Source organism: Bacillus sp. FSL W8-0629 (assembly GCF_038593225.1).
Lineage (GTDB): Bacteria > Bacillota > Bacilli > Bacillales > Bacillaceae > Bacillus > Bacillus altitudinis.
Genome location: NZ_CP151975.1, coordinates 236,807 through 254,836, shown reverse-complemented (window position 1 = coordinate 254,836; position 18,030 = coordinate 236,807). Strand labels below are relative to the sequence as shown.

Below are 18,030 nucleotides of genomic sequence, written 5' to 3'. Positions count from 1 at the left end.
TTTTAGAACAATTCGAACAATATGCTCTTGCCAATAGAGTGAACAAAAAAACCAGCCACCCGCTAATAAGGTGACTGGCTTTTTTCTGTTACTTCCCGATGTTCTCTCCATTTTGCTGAATTAATGTTTCATACCAGTAAGAGCTCTTTTTACGAATTCTCTTTAGGTCTTTTAGGTCAAATTCATCGCGGTTGACGTAGATGAATCCGTAGCGCTTGGAGCATCCTTGGTGTGTGCTGATTAGATCGATTGCAGACCATGGGCAGTATCCGAAGACCTCGACGCCGTCAGTGATTGCCCATTTGATTTGTTCGATATGCTTTTCTAAATAGTCAATTCGATAATCATCTTGAATCGATCCATCTTCTTCTAATTTGTCGAATGCACCCAATCCGTTTTCCGTGATAATAAGGGGCAGCTGATAACGGTCATAAATCTCACGCATCGTTGATCGGAAGCCGACAGGGTCAATCTCCCAGCCAAATGCATTTTTACTTAAGAACGGGTTGTTGCCGCCTTTGTAGACGCCATCTTCACCAGATTTTAAATGCTGATCTCCGCCGCGGGCAAATTCATCATTGCCATCTCCTTTACTCGCTTCAACCGTTTGAGATGTGTAGTAGTTAAAGGCAATGAAGTCTGGCTTTGCACTTTTCAAAATATCCATATCTCCCTCTTCAATCACAGGAAGAATGTCTTTTTCCTTCATGTATGCCCATGCAAGGTTGTTATAACGACCGAATACCGCCATATCAAGATATAGCCAGTTGCGGATCGCATTGTAATTAGCCGCAGCAATGACATCCTCAGGTTTTGGAGATGCCGGGTAAATAAGGGCGATGTTTGGCGCTGGTCCGATTTTTGCCTCAGGCAGCAAACGATGACAAAGCGTCATGGCTTTCGCCTGTGCCACAAGCATATGGTGGTTCTGCTGATATAGTTCTTTTTTCGGATTTTCTAAATTTGGATCCAGTGTACCTAGAGCTGATCCATGTAAGATCATCATGTTTTGTTCATTAATGGTCAGCCAATATTTTACCTTCTCGCCATACTCCTGGAACAAAACCTCCGCATAACGTTCAAACGCATCGACTGTCGAACGATTTGACCAACCGCCTTTCACTTGAAGCGCATGAGGTAAATCAAAGTGATACATCGTCACAATTGGTTCAATGTCATAGCGGCGCAATTCATCAATGAGAGAATGGTAGAAGTCAATTCCCTTTTGATTGATCTCCCCATCTCCATCTGGAATGATACGTGTCCATGCAATGGAGAAACGATAAGCCTTCAAGCCCATTTCTGCAAACATCTTCACGTCCTCTTTATATCGATGATAGTGATCGCTGGCTACCTTAAAATCAGTTGTTCCTTCAGGATAGCTTTCTCTCATATCAATGACTGAAGGCCCCTTGCCATCCTCGTTCCATGCACCTTCTACTTGATAGGCGGAAGTCGATCCGCCCCAGAAAAAGTCTTTTGGAAATGGTGCTAGTGTTGAATATCTCATGATTATGTCCTCCCTTTCTTAAACTAAGTGTAAAAATGATTGTCCTGGTGTCACTTGTTTTTCTTCTGTCTCAATGATATCGCTAAATTCACCGGAATTGGTAATAATCACAGGTGTTGTGACAGAAAGACCTGCTGCTTGAATGGCCTCAATATCAAACTCCGCAAGCAGTTCACCTTCTGTAATGGTTTGGCCCTGCTCAACCTTCGGCGTAAAATGACGCCCCCCAAGTTGTACAGTATCCAGTCCAATATGAATGAGTACTTCTGCTCCGCTTTCAGAGGTGAGACCGTATGCATGTCCTGTTGGGAATACCGTTGTCACGACCCCAGTTACTGGTGCAAACAGCTTGCCTTCTGATGGAATAATAGCTGCGCCCTTACCTAAAGCGCCAGATGAGAAGGCTTTATCTTGCACCTCTTCTAGCTTGATGACTTCGCCAGATAAAGGACTTTTCACATGAGCTGCTTTGACACCATGTTCATTTTCAGATGCTGGTACAGAACTAGTTGCAGGAGCATCTTCTTCATCCACAGGATCTTTGAATCCAATCAAATAGGTTAAGACGATTGAAAGGACAAATGAAACGGAAATTCCGATTAAGAATCCTGTAAATCCTTGACCATAGAAGATCGGAAGTGTCAGTAAACTCGGAAGACCTGATGCGATCGCAATACTTTGTGAATAACCGATAATGGCACCACCGACACCGGCAGAGATAACCGCTGCAATAAATGGTTTTTTCAAACGAAGTGTGACGCCGTATACAGCAGGTTCTGTAATTCCAAATACAGCAGAAACCGCTGTCGATCCAGCTAATGATTTCAGCTTTTTGTTCTTTGTTTTCAGCATAACACCGATGGAAGCACCGGCTTGTGAAAATACAGCTGGCGCAGTGGCCGGCTTAATATGATCTTTTCCATGAACCGCAATATTATTTAAAATGACTGGCACAAGCCCCCAATGGATACCGAAGATGACAAGAACCTGCCATGCCATCGCAATTAAAGCACCGGCAAGTGTAGGGCTAAAGGAGAATACTTTCAGCAGGACGGCTGCAATTCCGTTCCCTGCATACACACCAAATGGTCCAAATACGATCAGTGTCAGTGGAACGACCGTGACCAGTAAAATCAGTGGTGTAATAAAGTTTTTCACACTTTCATGAATAACTTTGTTAAAGAAACGTTCGATATATCCCATCACAAACACTGCCAAAATAATCGGGATAACCGTTGATGTATAAGACATTAAGACAACCGGAATGCCGAAGAACGACACATCTCCGCCGCCTTTTGTGAGCTCTTGAATAGTCGGGTAGATCAGTGCACCTGCAATCGTCACAGCAACAAATGGATTCGCTTTAAACTTCCTAGCAGAAGTGAATGCGAGCAGCAGCGGCAGGAAGTAGAACAAGCTGTCTGATGCGGCAAATAAAATTTGATACGACGTATCTTCAGGAGATAACCATTTTGCATTGATACAGATGCCTAGAAGTCCTTTTAAAATACCGGCACCCGCCATGACACCTAGAAGCGGTGTGAAAATTCCAGAAACAATGTCGACGAATTTTCCGAAAAGACTTGTACTTTCTTCACTTGATCTAGCAGATGAAGAAGTGGAATCCTCTAATAGATTCGTAAACTCCCCAATCTCTCGATATACCTCTGGTACCGTGTTGCCAATGACCACCTGAAACTGGCCGCCGCTTTCCATGACAGTCACCACACCATTTAATTTTTCAATGGCCGCTTTATCTGCTTTTGATCTGTCATTTAATGTGAAGCGAAGTCTTGTGGCACAGTGAACCAATGAATGAACGTTTTTCTCTGTCCCGATATGTTTGATAATGTCTTCTGCTAATTGACGATGACTCATACAAAAACCCCCTTTTTTTCAAAAAAATACGTTTTTAGGCAAAATAAAAACCTAAACGGGCACCAAAAATAGTCGCAACTTGCTATTGCGCTTTTTCAGTGAACGTTTAGGTTTTGCCTGCCGAACAGTCACAATCCTCTAAGACGATCATTGTGAAACCGTATTCTTTTATGTTTATGAGCAAATAGTACCACTCACTTTTTATGATGTCAACGCTTTCTTTTAAAATTTTATCTTTATTTTTCTCGTTTGATGAGTCGATTCAAATGAATCGATAGATAGAGCATCTCCTCTGATGTCAGGTCGCGATGATACGTTTGATACACATATTCTGCGATTTTCTTTGCGCATTCGTACGCCTTCGGATATTTCACTTTAATCAGCTGATATAAATCTTGATCTTCACTGACGAGTAGCGTTTCGTTGATGAGACGCTGTACGAAAAAGCGTAAATGTGTGAGAAAACGATAAAAGTTGAGCGAGTCTTCATCAAATTCCATGTTCAGATGATATTTCACAATGGTCAGTATGGCATTCACTTCTTTTGTGATATTGACCGTTGTATTCATGTCTTCATTGAGCTCTGCATTAATGATATGCATGGCAATAAAGCCCGCTTCATCTTCAGGCAGTTCAATATGAAGACGATCTTCAATCATCTCAAGGCATTCCTTCGCCACGAGAAACTCATCTTTGTATAAACGTTTAATCTCCCAAATCAGCGAATTCTCAATCAAGTGGTTTTTCTTTAATCGTTCGATGGCGTAATGAATATGGTCTGCCAGCGATACATGCAGACTTTCGTTTAATCTTCGGTTCAGCTTTGTATGTGCGTATTGGATCATTTCCTCGGTCACCTTGACGACATCATATGGAACCTCTTGAAGCAGCATTTTCATCCGCTCATGTACGGAATGATCTTCTAGGCGGAACACTTTATCAATTAACGCCTCGTCCACCGGGTCGCCGGGACGTCTTTGAAAAGCGATGCCTCTGCCCATGACGACGATTTCTTTTCCTTGTTCATCTATCACACTAATGACATTATTGTTTAGAACCTTTTGAATCTGCATCTCCAAACACCTCCGTCTATAACCAGCCATCTACACTCAAAATATGCTCTCATCTTAACACAACTGTCAAATCACTTGGCGTTTTTATCTGACTTTTGAAATAGATTTCACGATATTTTCACTTCTTTCTTGCTGGTCTGATCCTCCCCCGGCCTGCATACAATACCCCGAGGAGGTGACCTTCGATGAAGGCTTTTTTCTGGTCAGCATCTTTTTTATTCATGTTCATTCTGACTCTCTTTATTCTAGGTATTGTTTTTTGGCTTAGTGGACAAGGCTTAGATCAGCTATGGAGATATGCGCTTATCTGTCTTGTGACAGCCACCGTTCTACACGGCGTTACCACTTGGCTAAAGCAACATGTCATGCATCACTCATCCAAATAAAAGGCTGCCCGCAGTATTCAGGCAGCCCTTCCGTTATTCCTTAGATGAGGCGGCTTCTTTCTGAGAAGCACGCAGTTCATCATTGATTTTTTTCGCATCTTCTAAAAACTCTGTTTCAAATCCACTTTTGAGTGCCCACATATAAAATAACAACGCCACAACTGCAATGAGCGCCATATCCCAGCCATAATGAATGACGTTATACCCGCCAAATTTATCACTGCCGAGACAAGAAATCGTCATCATCACAAGCAAATACACAACCATCCAAGCACCTGCTTTAAAGTGACGGCCAAAGCCCTTCCACTTCGCTTTTGCTTGATAGTAAAAATAGATTGGCAGACCGATGAGAATAATGAACAGCACCTGACCCGTCAGCGGCCATCTCGCCCAGTACAGTGTCAATGATGCAAAGACAAAACCAAGCGGAGCAATGATGCTGAGTCCTTTAATTCGCAGTGGACGATATAAATCTGTGCCCGTCTTTCTCAGCGTCATTACTGTCACAGGTCCTGTCAAATAGGAAATCAAGGTCGCCACAGAGATAATTTCAGCGAGAACCCCCCAGCCTCTAAACAAAAACAGAAAGATAAACGATACGCCTAAGTTAAAAAACATCGCTGGACGAGGCACACCGTAAATTGGGTGCAGACGGCCTAGTACACTCGGCATGTACTTGTTTTTTTCCATCCCATAAATCATACGAGACGTCGTCGCCGTATACGTAATCCCTGTGCCAGAAGGAGAAACGAACGCATCTGCATATAAAATAAGGACAAGCCAGTTGATCCCTAGCGCAATGGCAAGGTCAGCAAATGGCGAGTTGAAATTCAAATGCCCCCAGCCATTCACAATCATTGATGGATCGACAGCGCCAATAAAAGCGATTTGCAGCAGCACATAAATGACCGTTGCAATCAAAATCGATCCAACAATGGCGATTGGAATCGAACGCCCTGGATTTTTCGCTTCTCCTGCCATATTAATCGGGCTTTGGAAGCCATTAAAAGCAAACACAATCCCTGATGTTGCCACAGCTGTGAGCACACTCGCCCAGCCGTTCGGCGCAATACTTGTTCCAGAAGTAAAATTCTCACTATGAAAACCTACGAATAAGAGCGCACCAATTGTTAATCCTGGAATGACGATTTTAAAAACCGTAATGAATGTATTCGCCTTTGAAAACAACCCAACTGTCCAATAATTGAGCAGAAAATAAATCACCAGCAGCACACTTGCCACCATGAGCCCCTCGGTCGTCAAAACCCCTTTTGTGACCAAATGGCTTGTCCACTTTGCCCACTCCCAAGGCCATGAGCTCATGTATTGAACGGAGGCCACTGCCTCAACAGGAATCACTGAGACAATCGCAATCCAGTTTGCCCAAGCGGCGATAAATCCAATAAAAGAGCCATGTGAATATTGCGTATATTTGACCATTCCGCCTGCCTCTGGAAACATCGACCCGAGTTCACTATAAGACAATGCGATAAATAAAATAACAACCATCCCGATCAACCATGACAAAATAGCAGCAGGGCCGGCGATTTGAGCAGCCCGCCACGCACCAAAGAGCCATCCTGAACCAATGATTGAGCCAAGACCTACCATCATTAAAGCGAAAGTTCCCATCCTACGATGCAAATGATTCATGTTCATAACACCTTTCGATTAAAATACAGAGCATGTGTCGAGCAAGCGCCTTTCTCTTATAGCAGCTCACCATTCATTCCATTGGCAAATACTTTCTGATCTGAACTTTTATCTTTGTTCATTTTTTTGCCTGTTATATTATCTCTCAATTCTCCATTTTCTGAAATAGTCGAACATGCTTATTTCAAAAGAAAGCGCTTTTTCAACTGTTCAATCTATTAGACTGATTAACTACCTTTACCCTTATTTTGAAAAAAACAAAACAAAAAAGAAAGAGGAAATGACTTCCTCTTCCCTCTGAACACGTATCATTCAAAGAAAAAAGGATAAAAGGGAAACCCTCTTATCCTTGTGAGATTGCTTGTTCTTTTTCAATGACAGCTAGTCTTTCTTGAACTTCTTCTTCAGATAAATTGTGCTGTTTCACATAAAGGTTACGTTCGCTTGTGCGGCATTCATGGCTGCAGCTGCGCATATATTTATGCTCGCTTTCTTCTGTTGCAATCATTTTGCGGTTACATGCAGGGTTCGCACAGTTCACATAACGCTCGCAAGGTTCGCCAGTGAAGAAATCTTTTCCTACCACGACGTGCTCTGTTTGATTGACTGGAACCGTTAGGCGGTTATCAAACACATAACATTGACCGTCCCAGAGCTTTCCTTGAACTTCCGGGTCTTTTCCGTACGTGACAATTCCACCGTCAAGCTGGGATACATCTTCAAAGCCTTCACGCTTTAACCATCCTGAGAATTTCTCACAGCGTACGCCGCCTGTGCAATACGTCAGAATTTTTTTCCCTTCAAGAATCTCTTTGTTGTCACGAATCCACTCAGGTAATTCACGGAATGTCTCAATGTCAGGGCGCACAGCACCTCTGAAGTGACCGACATCAAACTCATAATCATTACGTGCATCAATCACGACCGTATCAGGTGATTGCATTTGCTCGTAAAATTCAACTGGGCTGAGATGTTTCCCCGTTAATTCTAGCGGATTCACATCATCTTCAAGACTTAAATTCACCAATTCATTTCGGTGGCGGACGTGCATTTTTTTAAACGCATGACCATCTGCTTCGTCAATTTTAATTGGCATGGACGCAAAGCGTGGATCTTCTTTCAATGCTTGCATGTACTTGTCCGTCTGCTCAATGGTACCAGAAACGGTTCCGTTTATGCCTTCAGATGAAACAAGAATACGACCTAACAAACCAAGTTCCTTACAGAATGCTAGATGCTCTGCTGTAAACGTTTCTGGATCCTCAATGGGGACATATTGATAGTAAAGTAATACACGATATTGTTTTTCCATATATATAAACACCTCTTAAATTTAATCAAAACATACCATTTTATATCATACAGGAAATACATACCTTAAGGCAATGTCAGCAGTTCAATTCCATAAAACGGAAGGGCCTATGGTCTCATATTGTTCGATTATTTGACAGAACTTTCTGTAAAATGAGATGATTTAAGAACTATATGATTTCGTAAAGGAGCATAAGTCAATGATCCAGCCAGAAGATATCGTCAGAAGCGGTCCTAACCAGTTTATTTCTCAAAAGGGGATTTATCATGAAATCGAGTCACTTGTTACTCCCTTTCAGTCACCAGCTATAGTGACAGGATATGACTCATATCAAGCCTTTTCACAGTACACAAAGCTTCCATCCGAGTGGCCTGTTGTTCAGCATAAAGGTTACAGTTCACCAAATGCGATCACACGAATTGCGGAAGAACTCAAGAGTTCAGACGTGATCATCGGGATCGGTGGCGGCACGATTTTAGATACAGCGAAGTCTGTTGCCGACGCTCTCCAAATTGAAGTGATCATGGTGCCGACGATTCCTGGGACATGTGCGGCTTCTACACCGCTCAGCGTCATTTATGATGACAAGGGGAATTTCATGAGGGTCGACTATCATAAGCGGTCCAGCTATCTCACGTTAATTGATCATACTTTTTTGCTTTCATCTCCTCTTTCCTATCTCCAAAGCGGAATTGGGGATACGCTCGCAAAATGGTATGAAGCGGAAGCCATTATTCGCAACACAAAAGGCACCTTGCCGCTCATGGTACATGCTGCATTAAAGCAGGCAGTGTACGTTCGTGACATTCTTCTGACTCATAGTGAAGAAGCCGTTAGCAGTTTAAAAACAGGTCAGCTTTCTCAAGCCTTTGCAGATGTAACAGATACGATCATTACGTTAGCCGGAACAGTCGGCGGCTATGGAGGACGTTATGGCAGAATGGCAGGAGCCCATGCTGTTCATAATGGATTAACATTTATTGATGAAACACATCATGTGTTACATGGACAAAAAGTGGCCTATGGCATTCTCGTTCAGCTTGCTGCAGAAAACCGTATGACGGAAGTAGAAGCATTACTTGAGCTTTATCAAACACTCGGATTACCTAGAACGATGCGTGAGCTTGGCATCACAGCTCAGCTAGAGGAAGCAGCACATACAGTGGCAAACCATGCTGCAAGTAAAGATGAAACCTTTTGTTTGATTGGAGACTATACGAAAGAGCAAATTGTCGACGCCATTCAAATCATTGAGACCTATCAGCCTCAAAAAACGGTCTGAACATACCGGCAAATAAAAAAGCACAGGCATCCCGCCCGTGCTTTTCTTATATTAAAAATCGAAGTTATCTGGGTCTGGACCCGTGCGCTCATCTTCATTGAGCTGATCAATGACACTCATTTCATGGGCGGACAACTCGAAATCAAATACGTTTGTGTTTTCGATGATTCGGCTCTTCGTCACAGATTTCGGAATGGTGATAATGCCATGCTGCAAGTCCCATCGAAGAATGACTTGCGCCACTGACTTCTCATGTTTTTTCGCAATATCTTGAAGCACCGGATGGTTAAGAAGTTTTCCGCTGCCTAATGGCGACCATGCTTCTACATGAATGCCTTTTGCCTTGCAGTAGTCACGTAAAGGCTCCTGCGTCAGCTTCGGATGCAGCTCAATTTGATTGACCATTGGTACCACTTCTGCCTCTTCTAATAAATCTTCTAAATGGTGCTGATGGAAGTTACACACGCCAATGGCTTTCACGCGGCCATCCTTATACAGCTTTTCTAGCGCCTTCCACGTTTCTTTATATTTGCCTTCAACCGGCCAATGGATTAAATAAAGATCCAATACATCCAGACCAAGTTTGTTCATACTCGTTTCAAAGGCTTCAAGCGTTGACTCATATCCTTGATCACTATTCCACACTTTTGTCGTAATGAACAGATCATCGCGAGAGATGCCTGATTGCTGAATGGCTTTGCCAACACCTTCTTCATTTTGATAGGCCGCTGCTGTATCTATACTGCGATAGCCCGCTTCTAGTGCGTCTTTGACTGCATTTACAGCCTCATCCCCATCTTTTACTTGCCACACACCAAAGCCAAGCTTCGGCATTTTCACTCCGTTTGCTAATGTGACTGTATCTGTTAATCCACTCATCAAACAAACCTCCGCTTCATTTTTGCTTACCATGCACTATACCCGAATGTGCGAAAGATCATGCATGAAGATAAACCATTCATAGACTGAATGATCTCAGATAGTTGACAAAGGGCTAAAATGAACTTGATTTTAGCCCTTTGTCTTCTTTTCAGCGTGATAGAAAACCTTTGCATCCCTAGGAAGGACGAGTACTGGTGCAGAGCGAATTTGACATTCGTGAGCACCAGCACGCAGGACTGACAAAGAATGCGAGGGTTTGTCTACACGCTGAAACCATTCATATACTGAATGATCTTATTTGATGTATTGTCCCATATCGACTTGATTTGCATCAACGATTTGGTATTCACTGATTCGATTTTTTGTTTTAGAACCATCATATGTCTCTAAAAAGCTTTGGTCATAAAAAGTCAGACCATAAGTTTGCTTTTCGTTCTCGTACACTCTGATCCAATAAGATTCTTTTGAGGCTTTTTTAGCCTCGTTTATTTTCTTTAATTGAATACCCGAAAATTTTTTCAGCAACTTTTGAATATCCTCTTTCTTATCCACTACAACGCGCTCATCATCATGCTCAATTTGAATAGAAGTCACTTTATCTTTATCAATCGAGACCACATCATCAAAAGCATATGTTTTGGCATTGATCATAAAATAAAGACCTATTCCGATGAAAATAACGACTACTAAACCAATGATCCACTTCTTCAACCTAACTCCTCCTTCAATTCACGCCATCCCTATACAAACAGCGAGGTCCAATCATCCTCCTCAGAGAATACTTGAATCCCATGCTGTTTCAGCAAGGCAGACGTCACACCGTCCCCAGCCCTTGTCTTCCCGTTAAACTCTCCCCGATAGATCATCCGGCTTCCGCAAGAAGGGCTGTACTCTTTTAACACGACGGATGTTGCGCCAAGAGTCTGAACCTGCTTAAGCGTGTCTTGTGCACCATTTACATACATCTCTGTCACATCTGTTCCATGAACATCAACAACAGAAGCCTGCCCCCGTAAGACATCATGACCATCTCCACCAATAATTTCTGCGGGAGGTCTTGGTGTAGAGAAGCCGCCAAGCAGCTCAGGACAAACTGTTACCGCCTTTCCTTCCTGCACAAGCTCCTCGATACGTTGATCTAATCGATGGCTGCCATTATAACGGACCTTTAATCCCGCAAGACAAGCGCTAACAACTATCATGTATGTTCCTCATTTCTATGTATTGAACGTTTTTTGCTGACTTTAAAATAAATCCATAAAGGCAAACAGAGTATCGTGTACATCAGAAAGGGCAGAGCACAATACAAAACAGCCGCCCACATGGACCCTTCAACTCCTGTGATCCCAAAAAAATAAACAAATAATAGCAAGCTGACAAACAATCCGACGAACGGCATGATAAAAATAGATTTTTTAAAATTCTCCATCATCTCTTTCACCAACACGGCTCCCTCCCTCAATCATCATCACGAATAACGTCAATATATGTTAATTTTACCATAAAAAAACCGAAAGCATCTAGTTTATAGAAAGCTTTCGGTCCGTTATTTATATCTTTTCCTTCCAAGCCTTTAAGAAGCGCTCAATAACCTGTAGCTCGTCTTCATTAAATTCATGGAGGAATTCTAAATAGGAGGAGACTGCCTGTTCATGAAGCTCATCATGCAGTGCCGCAAGCTGTGTGCCTTCCTCTGTCAGTGAATAATAGACGGATTTCTTGTCACCTTGCCGGTGGCAATAGTCGACCATGCCTTTTTCGATGAGCTTTTTCACAGCCTTTGTAATGGCTGGTTTTGATAGTTTTAGTTGTTGTGAAAGAAATGTATTATTGGATTCATTAGGGTTTGCTTGAATCATAGATAAAATATGAAGCTGTGTAAGTGTCCAATCTTGCTTGAGTGTATCAGTCGTGGTAATCAGTGGATCTGTTGGATCGTTCCGTTTCTTTTCCCTATGCATAATCAAATCTTGAATCGCTTTTAAGACAATCTGCTCGTTTGTTTCCATCTGAACCTCCACTCTTAACTGGTTAATAAAATGGTACTAATAATCAATAAAGGAGTCAAAAGAAATGTGGGGATGAGGAAAAGAATGGGTCATCAGACCTGATAAATAAGAGAACTTTTTTACTAGATTACAACCGCACAATTTCCTTTTCTTTGCTATTATTTATGATAGGTAACCCTCAATCAAAAAAAGAAGGTGAGAGAATAAAAACAGAGCAGCAAATGGCCATTCGCCAGTTAGAAGAAAAAATAAATTTGTTTTCTTCTGTTGTAAACGGATCGTTCCTATCAACGGAAGATTTCGTTCTATCAAACACGCATATATCAACTGACACGTTCAATTTGTTATTACCCATTTCAGCGCACATACAAGATCAACAAAAAGTGGAAGCTGCCATCGAACAAATGCAGCAACAGCAACTAACATTCAGCACATGGATCACTCAAAGCCTGCTCCACCCCGATTGGTCGAATATCATGCAGAAATATGGGTTTCAAGAAGTGGAACGCAATACCATCATGATGCTTGAACATACAAACGACATCGATCAAAGGACCTCTCAATCGCTTACGATCAAGGAAGTGACTGACGATCAAACTTTTCTCGATTATCAACATTTATTTACCGAACTTTTCGAAGGATCACCTGAGGCAATCGCTTTAAACAGCTATTTCCAACGCTTTTCGATTGAACGATTACACCCGAGTACCCGCATGTTCGTTGGATATGAACACAACAAACCGGTCACAACGGGCTTATTGATCGAAACAGCAGACAGCTACGGTATTTATGATGTCATCACAAAGGCAGAACACCGCGGAAGAGGACTTGGCAGTGACATGTTTCATTACCTTCTGACCCAAACAGATAACAAACAAAAGTGTGTGATGTTACAAGCCTCAAATGACGGCAAACATATCTATCAGCGTGCCGGATTTCAACCAATTGGAGAAATGGTAGTTTTTGAATAGACGATGACATTTTTCCTGACTTATCAAGGGCAAAGAAAGGCATCCTGTCTCTTCTTTGCTTCCAACATCTCACCACAAAAATGAATGTACATTCATTCACTCCTTTGGTACATTTAAAAAAAGGAGCTGAAAAAACAGATGGTTCGACCAGGCGATCAATTTCAAACAAGCAAAACCTATACGCATGAAGATGTGATTCAATTTGGCGAGATGACAGGTGATCTTGGCAAACATCATACCGAGCTAGATGATCAAGGCAGGCTCATGGTACACGGCTTTCTCACCGCAAGTCTAGCCACGAAACTTGGCGGTCAGTTTCATTTTATCGGTCAAGAGATGACATGTACCTTCATACGCCCTGTTTATACAGGTGACACCATTACCTGTCAGATGGCCGTCACCAAGGTAGAACCCCTTGAAAAATACCATCGTGTCCACCTTTTTTCCCGTTATATCAATCAGCATGGAGAAGAAGTCATTACTGGTAAAAGCGAAGGTGTGGTTTTAAAAAAATAAAAAGCTGCCTACGAGGAGGCAGCTAACTAACACGAAAACGTTCTTATTCTCTTCTATTCAGCCTGATGCCCTCGATCCATATAAAGCGGCGGTCTCTTTAATGAAATCACTGCACAGCTAAAGGCAATCAGCACAAAAATAGCCCCGAATTTAGCCAAGTCAACGGATGAACCAGTCATTGTAAACATGACGCCGCCCACTGCTGATCCAATGGAAATCCCAATTTGCAAAGCGGATGTATTCAAACTCTGCTGAATATCAGACGTCACAGGGTCTGTTTGAATCAAATAGCTCTGCAAAGCAGGTGTCAGTGCCCAGCTAAGAGCACCCCATAGGACAACCATCACCATAAAGAGCATAAACACTCCCGCTGTATAAGGAAGGATAAACATCACAATGGCAAACGCGATTGTCACCAGCAAAATGGCTTTCCCTGAACCAAGCTTGTCACTAAGCCAGCCGCCAAATCCATTCCCACCAATCGACGCAAGTCCGAAGACCAAATAACAAATACTAATCCAAAACGGAGTCATATGCAGAACTTCCATCAGAAATGGCGTGAAATAAGAATACAGCATATAATGACCAGCAAGCATGAACAAGCTAATCAAATGCGCACTGAAAATTTTCGGATGCCCTAAAGAACGAATTTGTTCTTTAAGCGGTGTGACTTTTTCAACAGGCATTTTCTCCAATAGAAAATAAATGAGCACCATGGATATGGCTGACAGAATACTGATTCCTAAAAACATCACTCTCCAGCCAAAGCTCTCTGTAATAAAAATACCAATCGGTACACCGAGAACAAGTGATGAGCTAATCCCAATAAAAATCAGACCTAATGCTTTCGCTCGATGCGCCGGTTCCACCAGCTTGGCGGTAATCGTCAATGATAGCACCACAACAAGCGCTGTACTCATGGCAATCAAGACCCTAGAGATCATGACAAGGGCAAAGGTGGAACTAAAATATGTGAATACATTGCCTAATGTAAAGACCAATAATGCGATTAAATAAAGACGCTTTCGTTCGATTTTGGCTGTGACGGTCAGTAGCACCGGTGCTGAAATAGCATACACAATCGCAAATACCGTGATCAGCTGCCCAGCTGTCGCAAGAGACACATTGAGATCCTCTGCTAAACTTGGCAAAATGCCCCCGACCACAAGCTCAACTAATCCAACCGCAAAAGTAGAAACAGCTAATAAATAAACTCTCCAGTTCATGTCTAACATCCCTTCTCTATATCATGGCTTTCACTTTTGATACAGGGTGCAGACAAACAAAAAAACCCTGATTACAAAAAAGGAAAGCGCGCTTTTGTAATCAGGATTTATCGGATCCTGGTAGAAACCCTCAAACCATATTATTGAGGTTATACAAGTCTATTTTTTTCTTCAAATATATTAGCATAGCCTTCCATAACGTGCAAGCTGCAAAAATAGAAAATGTTTGCCAATGGCTCTTCGACATAAACGACCTAAGAAAGGCATGAAATGAACTTGCGGACCAACTTGCTTTCTCCCCCATTTACAGGTAAACTGATGAAAAATCAACGAACAAGAATCAACGTAGATCTGGAATAGTAGCTTGAATCGATCTTTACCAGAGAGGGAACGGTGCTGAGAAGTTCCTACTGACATCTTCAAGTGAACCTGCCGATTTAGTTCTGTTTCATACAGCGGTTCATACCGTTATCATGATCGAGTGTAAAGCTGTGCTTTAAATTAGGGTGGTACCACCAGGAATGGTCCCTAACTTAAAGCACAGCTTTTTTGTTTTTTTAAAAGGAGGAAAAAGACGATGTCAAAGAAACAATTTGTTGAGAAAATTACAAGCATGGAAGACGACTTTGCCCAGTGGTATACAGATGTTGTCACAAAGGCGCGTCTCGTCGATTATTCAAGCGTTAGAGGCAGTATGATTATTCAGCCATACGGTTTTAAAATTTGGGAGAATATTCGCGACGAACTTGATCGTCAAATCAAAGAAACGGGTCACGAGAATGTCTATATGCCGCTCTTTATCCCAGAAAGCCTTCTCCAGCAAGAAAAGGATCATATCGAAGGCTTTGCTCCTGAAGTGGCGTGGGTGACACATGGCGGTGATTCGGAATTACAAGAAAGACTCTGCGTCAGACCAACCTCTGAAGTGCTGTTCGCTGAGCATTATAAAAACATCATTCACTCCTATCGTGATTTACCAAAGCTATATAACCAATGGGCCAATGTCGTCCGCTGGGAAAAGACAACACGTCCATTCCTTAGAACCCTTGAATTCCTCTGGCAGGAAGGGCACACTTGTCACGAGACAGAGCAAGAAGCGATTGAAGAAACAGAAAAAATGCTCCATGTCTATGCGTCTATTTGTGAAGAGCTTCTAGCGATCCCTGTCATTAAAGGAAGAAAAACAGAGAAAGAAAAATTCGCTGGCGCTCGCTTCACCTATACGGTTGAAAGCTTGATGCATGACGGAAAAGCCCTGCAAACCGCCACTTCTCACTTCTTCGGCAACGGATTTGCCAAGGCGTTTGGCATTGAATTTTTAAATCGAGAAGGAAAATTAGAGCATGTCCAGCAAACATCATGGGGCTTCACCACAAGAATCATTGGCGCTATGATCATGGTGCATGGCGATGACAGAGGACTTGTCCTGCCGCCAAACATTGCGCCAACCCAAGTACGTGTTGTGCCAATTGCTTCCCATAAAGAAGGTGTCCTCGATCATGCCTATGAATTAAAGGATCGACTCGCCCGCATCGCACGCGCTGACATCGATGCAAGTGATAAACAGCCTGGCTGGAAATTCAACGAATGTGAAATGCAGGGCATCCCATTACGCATAGAAGTAGGACCAAAGGATATGGAAAAAGGCCAGGTCATGCTCGCAAGACGAGACACAGGTGAAAAGCAAGCCGTCACGTTAGATGCACTTGAACAAACCATCACGTCCACGCTTGAAGACATTCAGCAGACGATGTACGAAAAAGCAAAAGAACGATTACATGAAAAAACATCAAACGCCCACACAATCGAAGACATCGAGCAGCTTCTTGCCGAAGAAAACAGGTTGATCAAAGCCATGTGGTGCGGTGATGAAGACTGCGAAAACGACATCAAAGAGAGAACAGGAGCAACATCACGCTGTATCCCGTTTGAACAAGAATCCGTTTCTGACACATGTGTCTGCTGCGGGAAACCTGCTTCTGATATGGTGTTCTGGGCAAAAGCCTACTAATCATACTTCAAATTGTTGACAAAGGGCTAAAATGAACTTTATTTTAGCCCTTTGTCTTCTTTTCAGCGTGACGGAAAGCCTTCGGACTCTTGCGAAGCGAAATTAAAAATCATGAGCGCCAGCATGCAAGGCTGACAAAGAATGCAAGGGTTTGTCTATACGCTGAAGCATCTTATACGATGCTTCTTTTTTGTTAAAAAGAGCCAAATATCCATTGACCTCCTTCACACAATCCCCTATAATTCATATTAATATAATCGGTTTTTAAGACTTTAACTGGAGTGGTGATCTATGAAGCGCTGGCTCTCAATATTTAACGAACGTTGTCCAAAATGTAAAACAGCATTAGATGTCTCGAAGTCCAATGCCTTGCAAGGCAAAGTCGTGAAAACATGCCCCAATCTTCATTATCAAAAAGAGTACCACCCTGCACTTGAAACGTATATCGAGCACGATGACATGAAATAAAAAAGACCAACACATGGAAAAGAGCCCTTGCTCTCAGTTGTTGGTCTTTTTCTTATAATAAATCCACCCAGATTTTGATCGCTGTGGCTGTAATCATCACGGCAAGCGCCCATTGCAAATAAACGGCATTGATTTTCTGACCAATTTTCGCCCCAATCGGCGCAGCAATCAGACTGGCCGCCATTAAGACAAGCGCAGGCAAGAACATGACTTGACCAGTCAGCACTTTCCCAGCCGATGCGCCGATCGCAGAGAGAAACGTAATCGCCAGAGACGAGGCAATCGTCATCCGCACAGGGATTTTGAGAATCGATAGCATCACCGGCACTAAAATAAAGGCACCGCCTGCACCTAATACACCCGATACACTTCCGATCACAAAGGCAATACCAGCCGCCATTCCTTTATGAAAGGTCACCTCTCCATCCGCTTCTGCCTGCTGACCTTTTTTCGGAACAAGCATTAAAATGACAGCGACAATGGCAAGCAGACCATAGACTAAATTGATGCCTTTCTCTGGAAGGAAATGTGATAAATAGCTGCCTAATAAACTCCCTGCCAATATACTGCTCCCCATATATAAGATCAATGGTCGATGTAAAAATCCGCTTTTTCGATACGCCAGCACACCGCCGAGTGTCGAAAATAGTACTTGAATGGCACCAATCCCTGAAACCTCGTGTGCCGATAATGCCATCACTCCGACTAGAGGCGGGATATAAAGCAGCATGGGATAGTTGATCACCGATCCTCCTATTCCGACCATTCCTGATAAGAAGGAACCAATAAATCCGATGATAAATAAAGTAATGAAAAATGCAAAATCCACGCTGATCTCCTCCTTTGCAAAAGG

Annotated in this window: 17 protein-coding genes and 1 riboswitch; of the genes, 6 read left to right on the top strand and 11 right to left on the bottom strand. The window is 42.6% G+C overall.

Translation table 11 applies throughout. The features are described from left to right. Positions 1 to 88 precede the first annotated feature (88 nt). The 3 genes from NSQ17_RS01465 to NSQ17_RS01455 form a co-directional block, all read right to left on the bottom strand. Complete coding sequence (locus tag NSQ17_RS01465; RefSeq protein ID WP_342467762.1) at positions 89 to 1,510, bottom strand: glycoside hydrolase family 1 protein; 1,422 nt, start codon at positions 1,508 to 1,510, stop codon at positions 89 to 91. Positions 1,511 to 1,528: 18 nt separating this feature from the next. After that, positions 1,529 to 3,388, bottom strand: a complete 1,860-nt coding sequence (locus tag NSQ17_RS01460; protein ID WP_058336293.1) for a beta-glucoside-specific PTS transporter subunit IIABC — start codon at positions 3,386 to 3,388, stop codon at positions 1,529 to 1,531. A 236-nt stretch (positions 3,389 to 3,624) separates the two neighbouring features. Beyond that, positions 3,625 to 4,461: a PRD domain-containing protein gene (locus NSQ17_RS01455; RefSeq protein ID WP_008343858.1), complete on the bottom strand. Its 837-nt coding sequence runs from the start codon at positions 4,459 to 4,461 to the stop codon at positions 3,625 to 3,627. Positions 4,462 to 4,646: 185 nt separating this feature from the next. On the opposite strand from NSQ17_RS01455, the gene NSQ17_RS01450 reads away from it, so the two are divergent. Further along, positions 4,647 to 4,847 (top strand): hypothetical protein, encoded by a 201-nt coding sequence (locus NSQ17_RS01450; RefSeq protein WP_024719046.1) that lies wholly within the window; start codon positions 4,647 to 4,649, stop codon positions 4,845 to 4,847. Between the two features lie 33 nt (positions 4,848 to 4,880). Here the strand turns inward: NSQ17_RS01450 and NSQ17_RS01445 are convergent, their stop codons facing one another. Both NSQ17_RS01445 and NSQ17_RS01440 read right to left on the bottom strand, forming a co-directional pair. Continuing rightward, positions 4,881 to 6,500, bottom strand: a complete 1,620-nt coding sequence (locus NSQ17_RS01445; protein WP_024719047.1) for an APC family permease — start codon at positions 6,498 to 6,500, stop codon at positions 4,881 to 4,883. Positions 6,501 to 6,843: 343 nt separating this feature from the next. Then, a complete protein-coding gene (locus NSQ17_RS01440; RefSeq protein WP_007498459.1) occupies positions 6,844 to 7,812 on the bottom strand; it encodes a rhodanese-related sulfurtransferase in 969 nt (322 codons plus the stop codon). A 199-nt stretch (positions 7,813 to 8,011) separates the two neighbouring features. Between NSQ17_RS01440 and NSQ17_RS01435 the strand changes: the two genes are divergently transcribed. Further along, entirely contained in the window at positions 8,012 to 9,094 is a 1,083-nt protein-coding gene (locus NSQ17_RS01435; RefSeq protein ID WP_342467761.1) for an iron-containing alcohol dehydrogenase family protein, read from the top strand. Between the two features lie 51 nt (positions 9,095 to 9,145). Here NSQ17_RS01435 and NSQ17_RS01430 read toward each other — a convergent pair whose 3' ends face one another. The 4 genes from NSQ17_RS01430 to NSQ17_RS01415 form a co-directional block, all read right to left on the bottom strand. After that, positions 9,146 to 9,973: an aldo/keto reductase gene (locus tag NSQ17_RS01430; protein ID WP_008343867.1), complete on the bottom strand. Its 828-nt coding sequence runs from the start codon at positions 9,971 to 9,973 to the stop codon at positions 9,146 to 9,148. A 297-nt stretch (positions 9,974 to 10,270) separates the two neighbouring features. Continuing rightward, positions 10,271 to 10,687 carry a DUF5301 domain-containing protein gene (locus NSQ17_RS01425; protein WP_008343869.1) on the bottom strand — a complete coding sequence of 139 codons (417 nt, stop codon included), beginning with the start codon at positions 10,685 to 10,687 and terminating at the stop codon, positions 10,271 to 10,273. A 29-nt stretch (positions 10,688 to 10,716) separates the two neighbouring features. After that, positions 10,717 to 11,178 carry a DUF523 domain-containing protein gene (locus tag NSQ17_RS01420; RefSeq protein WP_008343870.1) on the bottom strand — a complete coding sequence of 154 codons (462 nt, stop codon included), beginning with the start codon at positions 11,176 to 11,178 and terminating at the stop codon, positions 10,717 to 10,719. A gap of 348 nt (positions 11,179 to 11,526) precedes the next feature. Continuing rightward, the gene (locus NSQ17_RS01415; protein WP_024719151.1) at positions 11,527 to 11,985 is read right to left on the bottom strand and encodes a MarR family transcriptional regulator; all 459 of its coding nucleotides are present in this window, start codon (positions 11,983 to 11,985) and stop codon (positions 11,527 to 11,529) included. A 203-nt stretch (positions 11,986 to 12,188) separates the two neighbouring features. On the opposite strand from NSQ17_RS01415, the gene NSQ17_RS01410 reads away from it, so the two are divergent. Together NSQ17_RS01410 and NSQ17_RS01405 are read left to right on the top strand one after the other, a co-directional pair. Further along, entirely contained in the window at positions 12,189 to 12,956 is a 768-nt protein-coding gene (locus NSQ17_RS01410) for a GNAT family N-acetyltransferase (protein WP_039169312.1), read from the top strand. Positions 12,957 to 13,094: 138 nt separating this feature from the next. Beyond that, complete coding sequence (locus tag NSQ17_RS01405) at positions 13,095 to 13,472, top strand: hotdog domain-containing protein (protein WP_073415831.1); 378 nt, start codon at positions 13,095 to 13,097, stop codon at positions 13,470 to 13,472. A 53-nt stretch (positions 13,473 to 13,525) separates the two neighbouring features. Here NSQ17_RS01405 and NSQ17_RS01400 read toward each other — a convergent pair whose 3' ends face one another. Continuing rightward, positions 13,526 to 14,698 (bottom strand): MFS transporter, encoded by a 1,173-nt coding sequence (locus NSQ17_RS01400; RefSeq protein WP_096880926.1) that lies wholly within the window; start codon positions 14,696 to 14,698, stop codon positions 13,526 to 13,528. Between the two features lie 77 nt (positions 14,699 to 14,775). Further along, positions 14,776 to 14,875: riboswitch (purine riboswitch) on the bottom strand. Positions 14,876 to 15,275: 400 nt separating this feature from the next. On the opposite strand from NSQ17_RS01400, the gene proS reads away from it, so the two are divergent. Both proS and NSQ17_RS01390 read left to right on the top strand, forming a co-directional pair. Beyond that, entirely contained in the window at positions 15,276 to 16,709 is a 1,434-nt protein-coding gene (proS, locus tag NSQ17_RS01395; RefSeq protein WP_017358725.1) for a proline--tRNA ligase, read from the top strand. A 291-nt stretch (positions 16,710 to 17,000) separates the two neighbouring features. After that, positions 17,001 to 17,177, top strand: coding sequence for a hypothetical protein (locus NSQ17_RS01390; RefSeq protein ID WP_017358723.1), 177 nt, complete (start codon positions 17,001 to 17,003; stop codon positions 17,175 to 17,177). Between the two features lie 52 nt (positions 17,178 to 17,229). On the opposite strand, the gene NSQ17_RS01385 is transcribed toward NSQ17_RS01390, so the two are convergent. After that, on the bottom strand, positions 17,230 to 18,006 hold the full coding sequence (locus tag NSQ17_RS01385) for a sulfite exporter TauE/SafE family protein (protein ID WP_342467760.1): 777 nt from the start codon (positions 18,004 to 18,006) through the stop codon (positions 17,230 to 17,232). Positions 18,007 to 18,030: the final 24 nt, after the last annotated feature.